The organism is Flavobacterium kayseriense (assembly GCF_014305095.1).
Classification (GTDB): Bacteria; Bacteroidota; Bacteroidia; order Flavobacteriales; family Flavobacteriaceae; genus Flavobacterium; species Flavobacterium kayseriense.
This window is the reverse complement of the sequence record NZ_JACRUI010000002.1, coordinates 160,469-171,995: the sequence shown is the minus strand read 5'-3', so window position 1 is coordinate 171,995 and position 11,527 is coordinate 160,469. Positions and strand designations below refer to the sequence as shown.

11 protein-coding genes are annotated in these 11,527 nt (G+C 32.9%); 5 read left to right on the top strand and 6 right to left on the bottom strand.

Translation table 11 applies throughout. From position 1 onward, the window contains the following. Positions 1-188 precede the first annotated feature (188 nt). The 3 genes from H8R22_RS07115 to H8R22_RS07105 all read right to left on the bottom strand — a co-directional run bounded on the left by H8R22_RS07115 (position 189) and on the right by H8R22_RS07105 (position 2,173). Positions 189-596, bottom strand: coding sequence for a hypothetical protein (locus H8R22_RS07115; RefSeq protein WP_187009764.1), 408 nt, complete (start codon positions 594-596; stop codon positions 189-191). 236 nt (positions 597-832) lie between these two features. Further along, positions 833-1,681, bottom strand: a complete 849-nt coding sequence (locus tag H8R22_RS07110) for a formate/nitrite transporter family protein (protein ID WP_187009763.1) — start codon at positions 1,679-1,681, stop codon at positions 833-835. 60 nt (positions 1,682-1,741) lie between these two features. Then, positions 1,742-2,173 (bottom strand): RDD family protein, encoded by a 432-nt coding sequence (locus H8R22_RS07105; protein ID WP_187009762.1) that lies wholly within the window; start codon positions 2,171-2,173, stop codon positions 1,742-1,744. A 313-nt stretch (positions 2,174-2,486) separates the two neighbouring features. Here H8R22_RS07105 and prfA point away from each other — a divergent pair, with 313 nt between their 5' ends. Together prfA and H8R22_RS07095 are read left to right on the top strand one after the other, a co-directional pair. Continuing rightward, positions 2,487-3,563 (top strand): peptide chain release factor 1, encoded by a 1,077-nt coding sequence (gene prfA, locus H8R22_RS07100; protein ID WP_187009761.1) that lies wholly within the window; start codon positions 2,487-2,489, stop codon positions 3,561-3,563. Positions 3,564-3,731: 168 nt separating this feature from the next. Then, entirely contained in the window at positions 3,732-5,750 is a 2,019-nt protein-coding gene (locus tag H8R22_RS07095) for a DUF5723 family protein (protein WP_187009760.1), read from the top strand. Positions 5,751-5,906: 156 nt separating this feature from the next. On the opposite strand, the gene H8R22_RS07090 is transcribed toward H8R22_RS07095, so the two are convergent. Next, a complete protein-coding gene (locus H8R22_RS07090) occupies positions 5,907-6,755 on the bottom strand; it encodes a mechanosensitive ion channel family protein (RefSeq protein WP_187009759.1) in 849 nt (282 codons plus the stop codon). A gap of 39 nt (positions 6,756-6,794) precedes the next feature. Beyond that, on the bottom strand, positions 6,795-7,904 hold the full coding sequence (locus tag H8R22_RS07085) for an AI-2E family transporter (protein WP_187009758.1): 1,110 nt from the start codon (positions 7,902-7,904) through the stop codon (positions 6,795-6,797). Between the two features lie 551 nt (positions 7,905-8,455). Here H8R22_RS07085 and pyrF point away from each other — a divergent pair. Both pyrF and H8R22_RS07075 read left to right on the top strand, forming a co-directional pair. Continuing rightward, a complete protein-coding gene (gene pyrF / locus H8R22_RS07080) occupies positions 8,456-9,274 on the top strand; it encodes an orotidine-5'-phosphate decarboxylase (protein WP_187009757.1) in 819 nt (272 codons plus the stop codon). A 250-nt stretch (positions 9,275-9,524) separates the two neighbouring features. Further along, positions 9,525-10,319, top strand: a complete 795-nt coding sequence (locus tag H8R22_RS07075) for an ABC transporter substrate-binding protein (protein WP_187009756.1) — start codon at positions 9,525-9,527, stop codon at positions 10,317-10,319. On the opposite strand, the gene H8R22_RS07070 is transcribed toward H8R22_RS07075, so the two are convergent. Then, positions 10,314-10,469, bottom strand: a complete 156-nt coding sequence (locus H8R22_RS07070) for a hypothetical protein (protein WP_187009755.1) — start codon at positions 10,467-10,469, stop codon at positions 10,314-10,316. The genes H8R22_RS07075 and H8R22_RS07070 overlap by 6 nt on opposite strands. Before the next feature lie 104 nt (positions 10,470-10,573). On the opposite strand from H8R22_RS07070, the gene H8R22_RS07065 reads away from it, so the two are divergent. Next, complete coding sequence (locus H8R22_RS07065) at positions 10,574-11,377, top strand: alpha/beta fold hydrolase (RefSeq protein ID WP_187009754.1); 804 nt, start codon at positions 10,574-10,576, stop codon at positions 11,375-11,377. Positions 11,378-11,527: the final 150 nt, after the last annotated feature.

The following is an 11,527-nucleotide window of genomic DNA, read 5'->3' as shown; positions in this document are numbered from 1 at the left end:
ATGGCAATTCGTAAGTTATTTTTTTTGTAGCAGCACATTTGTATTCCTAAAGAACGATACCTCCTGCTGTATGCTATATCTCTTCGCTACGCTGCGAGGATGCCGCTCCCATCAGGGCTAGTTAGCACGTTTTATTTTCATAATAACGAGTTTGGGTTAGCAAATAGTAGTAGTGCTTGTAGTTTGAATTACAATTCTTTTCGCCTTAGCTTTATGAAAACAATTAAAAAAAACACAAAAAACATCCAATCATTTATACCATAAATCGAATAGAATAGTCCCGCCATTGTATCTTGCTCCATCACATCTGTGATTTTATTGTTGAGTAGCCAATTAGTCCAGTGCGTTGCATAAATTAATTTTTCGATGGTGAATACCGCAATCAACCATTTTAATTGGTAAAATTGTTTAGCTACAGCAATGTAGGCAAATCCCCAAACTACAATCATTAACAATCCAAAATTTGACATAGCTTGAGCATCATATTGCGGAATCACAGTATTAGAGAATACTCTGGAAAATAACAAAACTCCAATTATATTCATTAATCCAGCTGCAATAAACCCTATGCTGAGTTGTTCTCTTTTTAGTTTCATTTTTTTAATTGAAGTTTGTTCACTTGATTTATTCGTTTTTTGGATTCATGCAGATGCGTTTCAAAGTCTTTTTAAGTTTGAAGTAATTGTTTTACAGGTATTTATTTACTTAATATCGACTTCTATTTTTACTTTAGACTAAATTTTAGTCACAGATTATAAATTTGTAGCCGTTTTAAACTCAGAGCGTAAGAAATTAGAAAAAGTGATGGCCAACCTAGTTAAAGCTTCATGATTTATCGTTTAGAGTAATTAGACTCAAATATTCGGTATTTAAATAACCCTACAACAATAGCACCTCCAATGATATTACCAACTAGTGCTAAACCGAGGAAGCTAATATAATCTAAAAAATGAACGTTATCAGAATATAGTAAAGCACCAAAAACTTCAATATTTCCAACTATACTATGATGAAAGCCACCAAAACCAATAACTCCAGTAATCATAAAAATCAATAAAATTCGGGTTAGGGAATTAATGGTACTGTTGAGCAACCAATTTAATAATCCCATCAGCCATCCAGCGGTAATAGCACTTAAAAATAGCACCCAACTATCATAATGAAGTACATGTTCCCCAATTGCAATCATGGTTTCATGGGTAAACAAATCTAGCTTAGGTCCAAGATACGCTATAAATAAAGTGAATAAAATTCCGCCCACCACATTACCCAATATCACTACTCCCCAAATTCGCAACAACTCTACGACCTTTCGTTGCCCATTTAGTACCGGTAATGTGAGTACTGAGGTTTGTTCCGTAAAAAGAGCCGATTTCCCAACTACTACCAGTATAAAACCTATTGGATATACAAGACTAAAGAGTTTGAAAATTGTATTTTCTCCTACTTTTCCAGTTAGTAGATAGTAAAGTGAACATAGCAAAAAATAGCTGAAACCTATTTCGAGACCTGCAATGATGGCACTGAGACCTATTGCTTTGTTTTTGATTTTAAAAATTTCCTCACCTTCATGTATAACGCGGCTCAAAATATCACGGTATTCGCTTACGCCATCAATTTGCTTTGATGTTTTCTCTAAATCCTTCTGGTATTTTTCTTGATCTTTAGTATCGGTTTTCATTGGGTAAATATTAGTAACTGCAATTTAGGAAAAATTAACTTGGCATGTATTTTAATGTTTCTACTTGATGACATCTTTATTTACTACAATTGTTTTCGCCCAAATATCACCTAGACGTTGGTGCATCGCGGTATTTTTGATTGTAATCAGGCCGATTAAGCCAAACGGAAACATATCAAGTGGGTCTAATAAATGCCTTTTGAAGGATTGGCTAAAAGTAAGTTGTCCATTGTTACGTGTTAAAGATTTAGGTTCAAGCCCAACAACAGAGTTACCCACTGTAGCACCAAAAAGCAATTCAAGTAAAACGGTAAATGAAAACCAAATAACCGTTGGTATTAGAGCAAGAAGTCCAGTTACGGAATAGCCTCCTTCGTCATTTGGAGATCCGAAGGAATAAATAAATACATAGCAAACGGTGAAGATTATAGTGTAATCAATTAGTCCAGCTATAAAACGTTTTCCGAGGTTATTCTTTTTCTGAGGATTCATTACTAGGCTTTTGTTTTTTTAAATTTACTAATCGCAATTCAAGAGTAGTAGCAAGTTTATTTCTTTTTTTTGATTTTAAGAAATTGTATTTAAAGTATTTTCGCTCTTTTAAATAATAACTTGTTTCTAAAAGTATAAATAATCTAGCCCAGATAGCAGCGGCATCCTTTTTTGGACTTATTGACGCAGGAAATAGTCCCTAAAAAGATAGAGCGGATAGCTGGAAATAGCTCCTTAAAAATCTGTAGAACAACATCGAGAAACTGTAAACTATTTTTTGTAAATTTGCACTCCAAATATAAGGACTAATAATATGTTAGATAGACTTCAAATAGTAAAGCAACGTTTCGATGAGATTTCGGATTTAATCATTCAGCCGGATGTAATTTCTGACCAGAAGCGTTACGTCCAATTGAATCAAGAATATAAGACTTTGAAAGCTTTGGCTGAGAAGCGCGATGAATACGTGCTTTTGATGGCTAATATTGAAGAAGCAAATGAAATCATAGCCGACAATAGTGACGCAGATATGACCGAAATGGCCAAAATGCAGCTAGAGGAAGCAAAGGAAAGATTACCGGAGCTTGAGGAAGAGATCAAATTCATGTTGATCCCAAAAGATCCAGAAGACGCTAAAAACGTAATGGTTGAGATTCGTGCCGGTACCGGTGGGGATGAAGCGAGTATTTTTGCTGGAGATTTATTCAGAATGTACACTAAATATTGTGAAAACCGCGGTTGGAGAACTTCGGTTGTCGATATGAATGAGGGTACGTCTGGTGGGTTTAAAGAGGTGATTTTTGAAGTGACTGGTGAAGATGTTTACGGAACTTTGAAGTTTGAAGCAGGAGTACACCGTGTGCAACGTGTACCTCAAACGGAGACTCAAGGCCGCGTGCATACATCAGCAGCAACTGTTATGGTGCTTCCAGAAGCAGAGGAGTTTGATGTACAAATTGATATGAATGATGTTCGTGTAGATTTTTTCTGTTCTTCAGGACCAGGTGGACAATCAGTAAATACAACGAAATCTGCAGTTCGTTTAACACATATTCCAACAGGATTAGTAGCGCAATGTCAGGATCAAAAATCACAACATAAAAATAAGGATAAGGCTTTTGGCGTACTACGTTCCCGTTTATACGAGCAGGAATTAGCTAAAAAACAAGCTGAGGATGCTACTAAACGTACGTCTCAAGTAAGTTCTGGTGACCGCTCGGCAAAAATTAGAACCTATAATTATGCACAAGGTCGTGTAACAGATCACCGTGTTGGTTTGACATTGTATGATTTAGGAAATATAATGAATGGTGATATTCAGAAAATCGTTGAAGAGCTTGCCTTAGTTAACAATATGGAAAAGTTGAAAGAAGCTAGCGAAGTTTTTTAGGCTATTCTTTACTATTATTATAAATACCATACTGTGTTTTCAGTATGGTATTTTTTTTTAGTCAAAAAAGATATTTGGGTTTGTAATAACAAAGAATTAGTAGCTATTTTCTAGTAAAATATGTCTATTTTTGCGAAAAATTAAGAATACAATGTAATTCGAATTCAAATGAAAAAAAGTTTTTTAACAGTGCTTGCCATGGCTAGTTTTGTTTCAGTAAGTGCTCAGTCTTATCTTGGCTACACCCATGATAATTATGCAGGAGTTCAAGGAGTACTATTCAATCCAGCATCGATTGTTGATTCCCGCTTTAAAACAGATATCAATTTGTTTTCTATTAGTTCCTCAGCGACTAATGATGCCTATGGTGTGAGTATATCAGATGCTTTTAAATCTGGTTTTGATTTTGATACCCAAGCAAAAAAATCATTCAGTGCAAATAACAATGCTGTTTTTAATACGGATGTTATGGGACCTTCATTTATGTTTAACATTGCGCCTAAGCATTCGTTAGCAATTTTTACTAGAGCAAGGGCTTATGTAAATGTTTTAAATGTAAATGGTCAAGTAATTAATGATGTAACTAAAGATAATTCAAATAGTTTTCCTTCGGCTACATTAGGAAATCCTAATGCTGTGGGTAACTCATGGGGAGAATTAGGGGTTTCCTATGCAGCGGTTTTAATGCAAAAAGGGCAACACTTTCTAAAAGGAGGTTTTACTGCTAAATATTTGCAAGGAGTTGCTAATTATCATTTTCAAGGTGATAATGTAACCCTACAATATAATGATTTTGGAAACTCATTATTGGACTCTTACACCACAACAGGAACCGCGGTTTATGGTTCAAGTCAAGATTTTTCTACAAATGATAAAATCGATTTAGATAGTAAATCTCGAGGTTTTGGATTAGATTTAGGTTTAGTGTACGAGTGGAGACCGGAGTACGATGCTTCCAGAGCAGATATTAATAATCTGAAAGAGGTTAACAAGTATAAAGTTCGTTTTGGAGTTTCTATTACTGATTTAGGTTCAATGAAATATGAAAAAGGAGTTAGAAATAATTACAACCTAAACAACACAGTAAGTCAAGCAGATTATGATTCTGCTGATAATTTTGATGATTTTATTAAAAACAATTACGTCAATACTGTGGTAAATGGTACTGTTAAATCGTTTTTACCTACTGCTTTGCATGCAGATGTAGATTGGAATATTCATAGAAAATTTTACTTGAATGTAAATGGAGATGTGAATTTGGTTAATAAAGCGGAACTAAATCAAAATAGTATTGCAAACAGAGTAAGCGTAACTCCTCGTTTTGAATCTAAATGGTTTAGTTTCTATGTTCCTGTTTCTTATATGGATTATAGCAAACAAACACAGGTAGGTGTTGGTTTACGTACAGGAGTTTTCTTTATCGGATCAGGATCTGCGTTATCAAATATTATTTCAGATAATTCTAGAGCGGTTGATTTTCATTTAGGATTAAAAATTCCTGTTTATCAAAAGAAAGCTACTGTAACAGAAGTCGTTGAAGTGGTTGAGGTTGTTGAAGTAGTATTGGATACTGATAAAGATGGTGTTGCAGATAAAGACGATGCTTGTCCTACTGTAGCAGGTCCCGTAGCTAATAAAGGATGTCCTTATTTAGATACTGATAAAGATGGTGTATTAGATACAGATGATAAATGTCCTGCTGTAGCTGGTCCTGAAGAAAATAACGGCTGTCCATGGCCTGATACTGACGGTGACGGAATTCTTGATAAAGATGACAAATGTCCTTCTGTAAAAGGTACGGTTGCAAATAATGGTTGTCCTGAAGTTACTCCAGAAGTACTTAAAGAATTAAATACCTTCTCAAGAGCAGTGTTATTCGATTCATCTAAAGCGACTATTAGACCAGAGTCATACGCTAAATTAGAAGAGATCGTAAAGGTGATGAATAATTACAGTAATGCTAATTTCATCTTAGAAGGTTATACAGATAGTACAGGACTAGCTGTCAAAAACTTGCAATTATCGAAAGATAGAGCTGCTGCAGTAAAAGTATATTTGGTAGCAAAAGGAATTAGTGCTGACCGCCTTTCATCTGAAGGATATGGCATCGTTAAGCCTATTGCATCTAATAAAACGCCACAAGGAAGAGCGCAAAATAGAAGGGTTGAAATTTTATTAGTTAAGTAATTTCTGCTCGTATAACTAAAACCAAAAAATGAGGTCTGTAAAGACCTCATTTTTTGGTTTTATAATGTATCGTTTTGTTTTAAGATTATGGAAATTTAATCTATTTTACAATTAAAGGAGGGTAGCAAAATCATTGCTGAGCGAAAAAGAGTTTCGTTATTTATTAGCAGTTCTCTCTATTGAGACAACATTCGTAGGTAAATTAAATTCTCCTTTTTTAAGGGCTTTGTAAATGTCTAATTGTAAATCTGATTTTAATTTATCCCCGGGAGCTTTTATTTCATCAGTTTTATACCAATAATAAACACCTATAATAACCACATCATTTTCAATTTTTTCAACTAATGTTTTATGACTTGGAAACTTTAATACAAATTCGTTTTGCTCCAGAAATGAATTTATGAGTAGGAATGCCTCGTCTATTTTTTCATCATGTGAAATACTAATGATGAACTGACTTCTCAAGAGTTCGTCAATTGTAAAATTCTCAAGATTGTTTTTAAGAATGGAAGCATTGGGAATATATGCATCTATACCGTCTAGCGTTTTAATTGTGGTGGAACGCAAATTCATTTCAATTACTCGTCCTTTTATAGTATCAATTTGGATTAAATCACCTATTCGAAACGGTCGTTGAAAAGCCATTAAAATTCCGGCCAAGAAATTTTCTCCTATATCCTTTAGTGCAAATCCTATAATGAATGTCGTTAAACCAGCACCTGCTAAAATTTTATTAGTCACATCATCAAAACCAATAACACCTAGGCAAATGACAAACAATGTAACGGTGAGAATTAAAGAGATGATGCTTAAAATAAAGTCGGCAATCAATGGGTCGTTAGATTTAGAAACGATAAATTGTTTAGCATATTTATTTATCATTTTGATAATCAATAAACCAAACAATAGAACCACTATTGAAAATAGAACATTTGGTAAATGGCTTATAAAATTAGCCCAACTTTGATTTATTGATTTATAAAAAATATCTAATTCTAAATTCATACTTATCGTATCTAAGGTTTCTAAATCTAAATCTAATTTTTATTTTTGACTTCTAATTCGCTTCCAAACCCTCAAACGATTTTTAGCTTTGTTAGAAAAATATTTGTCATCTGCCTCTCCTAAAACAAATCCAATAGGCTTAAATTTTTGTGTGTGATCAAAAAGTACTTTCAATGATGCTGTCATAGGTAAAGCTAAGATCATTCCTGGAATCCCCCATAACATCGAAAATAAAATGATAGCAAGTATTGAAGCGAATGAATTTAAAGAAACTTTTGAACCGGTGATTTTAGGGGTTATAAAATTCCCCTCTATAAATTGTATAAAACCAAATATGGCAATTACTCCTACTGCATACCAATAGGAATCTTTTGTGGCTAAAGCGACAGCTGCAGGTAGAAGCGAACCAATGATTATACCTATGTAAGGAACCAATAGTAACAAAGCACATAAAAAACCAAAGAAAAAAGGATAGTCAATTCCCAAAATTAATAAACCAATACTGTTTAATAAACCAACTATAATCATTACGCTTCCTAGTCCTAGTAGGTAGTTTTGTTGTACGTCATATAATTTTCTCATAATAACTCTAGTGCTATTTCTATTGTTAGCAGTTGCTCTGTGTAAAAAGCTTATTAGAAAACTTCGATACAGCAAGAAAAAAAACATATATAAAGGGGTCAATATAAAATCGCTCAATATACTACCAGATCGTGTTAATAGTGCTAAGATATTCTCAGAGTTTTCTTTTACAATTTTCTTTACCTCAATTTGACCATTTCCTACAATATCTTCACTTTTTATTCCAGTATAATTTTCAGTTTGCTTGATTAAAATATTAATTTTATCCATAATTTGATCATAATACATATCGCTTTTATCCAAGATGTTTTGAAATTGAATTCCAATTAAGGTAAAAACAAAAAAAATCATTGCAGTAAAAATAAGGATAGCAATAGTAATTGAAAATATTCTGTTGAGATACAATCTCGCTTCAAAAAAACGTACTATTGGAAAGATCATGACGCTTAATAAAATAGCGAATAATATTGGAATCAAAAAGTCTCTTAAAATATAAGATATAAATACAATAAGGGTGAAGGCTAATAAGTCTTTAACGATATGTGTTTTGATAGGTGTTGAATCCATAAATGTTTTTATTTGTTAATAATCTGCCAACATTAAATTAATATCCTATCAAAGTTACTAATAAAAAATTGACAGTGATATCATTTTAAGCTGTGCTTATAATGCTGTACTGATAACTTTGGTTTTTTCATAGAGTGAGCTTTGCCTGTCACATCATTGTAATATAGTTGTATTGATAGCTTTTTAAACTTATGCTTGCCTAAAGACTAAAATGATCCTTAGTTGCTGTCGCTGCTTAAAACCTAAGCTTGCGCTTTGTGTTTTAGGAGTATTTCATTAAGAAATTTATTAGTCTTCAAATCATCTGTTTAACCTGTTCTTTATTATATCATCTAATTTTTGCGGTATTCCTACTTCTGTATCGCCTCTATGGTCGTTTTTCTTGATTTGTTTAGCAAAGATAGGAAAGCACGCTAGCAATAGTGATCTGGAATTTTTAATAATTTTTACAAAATCATAAGTTAGCTTTCAATATGATTTTAAGTAAACTGAAATATAAGTAAGGATTTTAAAATCTAGTTTGTAAATTTGCCAGACACACAACTTTAATAATGACAACACAGCAACTTTACAATCAAATTCAAGAAAAAAAATCATTTCTATCTGTAGGATTAGATGTCGATTTAGATAAAATCCCAAAACATCTTTTAGAGCTAGAAGATCCAATTTTTGAATTCAATAAAGCCATAATTGATGCCACGCACGACTTATGTGTTGCTTATAAGCCAAACATTGCTTTTTTTGAAGCTTATGGCTTAAAAGGTTGGGCTTCCTTGCAAAAAACCATTAACTATATTAACGATACGTATCCAGAAATTTTCACAATCGCTGATGCTAAGCGTGGTGATATAGGTAATACCTCATCTATGTACGCAAAAGCTTTTTTTGAAGATTTAAATTTTGATAGTGTTACAATAGCTCCATACATGGGTAAGGATTCTGTTGAGCCCTTTTTGGCTTTCGAAAATAAACATACCATTATGCTTGCTTTAACTTCTAATGAAGGTGCTTTTGATTTTCAAACTCTAAAGGTAGATGGAAAAGAATTGTACAAGCAGGTATTAGAGACCTCTAAGTCATGGAAAAATAGTGAAAATTTAATGTATGTTGTAGGTGCTACAAAAGCAGAATATTTCACTGAAGTTAGAAAAATTGTGCCTGATGCTTTTTTACTAGTTCCGGGAGTGGGAGCACAAGGAGGAAGTCTTTCTGAAGTATGCAAATACGGAATGAATGCAAATGTAGGCTTGCTAATAAATTCGTCAAGAGGAATTATCTATGCTTCTAACGGAACCGATTTTGCTAAAAAAGCTAGAGTAGAAGCGCTAAAAATGCAACAGGAAATGCAGCAAATTTTGTCTGAAGTTTAATTTGTCTAATTTTTAGAGTTCGAGACCCTAAGAGATTTAGTTCCATTTAGCGAAAGTTTTTTCTCGTTACAATAAAAAAAAATTAGTGCACAAAAAAGGTTTTGCCCTATTGTAAGTTATAGTTATATAGGCTTACTATTCTTAATACCTAATTGGTTTAAATAGTTTGTGATCATTACAGAATCGTTGCGTCCCCGTTAGCTATGGGGATGGTGGTTATAAGAAAACCGTTGTTTTTAAATGAAATAATATGAAAACCCTAATAGATCAATTTGGAACCACACATACTTTTGAAACTTCGCCTCAGCGTATCATTTCGCTCGTTCCTTCACAAACAGAATTGCTATATGATCTAGGATTAGAGACTAGAATAGTGGGGATTACTAAATTTTGTGTGCATCCTTATCATTTCAAATCAACTAAAACAGTTGTCGGTGGGACAAAAAAAGTTAATTATCGTAAAATAAGGGCCTTACTTCCTGATCTTATTATTTGTAATAAAGAAGAAAACACTCAAGAAATGGTAGAGCGTCTGAGAGAAATATGTACTGTTTGGATAACAGACATCCAGACGATAGAGGATAATTTTCAAATGATTACTGATTTTGGTCAACTATGTAATGTGCGTACGGAAGCCAAAAAATGGAATGATAAATTGTCTTATTCTTTAATCGAATTTAAAAGCTTCATTGCTTCATTTCCAGTAAAAAAAGTAGCTTACTTTATATGGAAAAAACCATATATGGTAGCAGGAGACGATAATTTTATTAATGAGTTGTTGCGTCTAAACCATTTTGAAAATATTTACACGGGAAAAGGACGTTATCCAGAAGTTGCTATCGAAGATATTACAGCCGAGGGTGATCCTGATTTTATTTTTCTTTCCTCAGAACCCTATCCTTTCAAAAAAGAAGATGGGTATGAGATTAGCAATTATACAAAGAAAGCACAAACGGTGTTGGTAGATGGTGAAATGTTTTCCTGGTACGGCAGTCGCCTGCTCAAGGCATTTGACTATTTTAGGATGTTGCATAAAAGGCTATAAATCATAGTGCTCTAAAATTAATTCTTGCTTTTTGTTTTGATCTTTGATACAATTGTTATCTTTGTTTATAATGGATTTTTGTTCAGAAAGTGCTTTAAATTCTTTTTTTAGTTGCTCAATTTCATCTCCATCTTGCAGTATTCCGCTCATTTTATTTTTTTTGCAAATTTACATTTTACAATGGTTCCTAAACTATTATTTTTGACTAAAATTGCAGTACTGTTTCAATTAATTATTTTTATCTCAAAAAACAGGTGATAAACTATACTATTTTTAAGAATGATATATCTGACCAATGGGTAACCTTTGTGCATGGCGCAGGAGGTAGTTCTTCTATATGGTATAAGCAAATAAGAGATTTTCAAAAGCATTACAATGTTTTACTACTTGATTTACGTGGTCATGGTAAATCGCAGTCTATTATTAAAGCTACTTTTAAACAACGCTACAGCTTTCCGGAATTAGCCAATGATATTTTAGAGGTTTTAGATTATTTAAAAATTCAATCTTCGCATTTCGTTGGTATATCTTTAGGAACTATTTTAATTAGACAATTAGCCGAAATGTATCCTAATAGGGTTCAAAGTATGATATTGGGTGGAGCAATATTAAAAATGAATTTTCGCTCTCAAATATTGATGCGAGTGGGTAATTTATTTAAGTACGTGATGCCCTACTTGATTTTGTATAAACTCTTTGCTTTTATCATTATGCCAAGAGAAAATCATAAACAGTCACGTCTTCTTTTTATTAATGAGGCTAAAAAGTTGTGCCAAAAAGAATTTATAAAATGGTTCCGATTAACAGCTCAAATTAATCCCGTTTTGAAGTGGTTCCGACATGTGGAGTTAAATATCCCAACATTATACGTTATGGGTAAAGAGGATTACATGTTTTTGCCTTCTGTTAAGTCGGTTGTGGCTAGTCATGTCAAATCATCAAAATTACACATTATAGAGAACTGTGGTCATGTGGTTAATGTAGAGCAAGCAGCTATTTTTAACGATGCTGTTTTATCATACATGCAGCTTATCCCAAAAAAAATGCCAGCATTTTAAAATGCCGGCAATTCTTTAACTAACCAAAACCAATAATAAATAACCAGTTTATTACTCCTGCAAAGATCAGGTATATCTAAATGTTCTTCTGTTAATTTTCTGTTATTAGTTTGTTGTCTATAAGTTAACTTTTAAATGGTGTGTTTTATT

Bases quoted from the DNA above. Each gene is read 5' to 3' on its own strand.
- H8R22_RS07095 (WP_187009760.1), top strand. From the start codon at position 3,732: ATGAAAAAAAGTTTTTTAACAGTGCTTGCCATGGCTAGTTTTGTTTCA.
- H8R22_RS07070 (WP_187009755.1), bottom strand. From the start codon at position 10,469: ATGAGCGGAATACTGCAAGATGGAGATGAAATTGAGCAACTAAAAAAA.
- prfA (WP_187009761.1), top strand. From the start codon at position 2,487: ATGTTAGATAGACTTCAAATAGTAAAGCAACGTTTCGATGAGATTTCG.
- H8R22_RS07115 (WP_187009764.1), bottom strand. From the start codon at position 596: ATGAAACTAAAAAGAGAACAACTCAGCATAGGGTTTATTGCAGCTGGA.
- H8R22_RS07075 (WP_187009756.1), top strand. From the start codon at position 9,525: ATGAAAACCCTAATAGATCAATTTGGAACCACACATACTTTTGAAACT.
- H8R22_RS07090 (WP_187009759.1), bottom strand. From the start codon at position 6,755: ATGAATTTAGAATTAGATATTTTTTATAAATCAATAAATCAAAGTTGG.
- H8R22_RS07110 (WP_187009763.1), bottom strand. From the start codon at position 1,681: ATGAAAACCGATACTAAAGATCAAGAAAAATACCAGAAGGATTTAGAG.
- H8R22_RS07085 (WP_187009758.1), bottom strand. From the start codon at position 7,904: ATGGATTCAACACCTATCAAAACACATATCGTTAAAGACTTATTAGCC.
- H8R22_RS07105 (WP_187009762.1), bottom strand. From the start codon at position 2,173: ATGAATCCTCAGAAAAAGAATAACCTCGGAAAACGTTTTATAGCTGGA.
- pyrF (WP_187009757.1), top strand. From the start codon at position 8,456: ATGACAACACAGCAACTTTACAATCAAATTCAAGAAAAAAAATCATTT.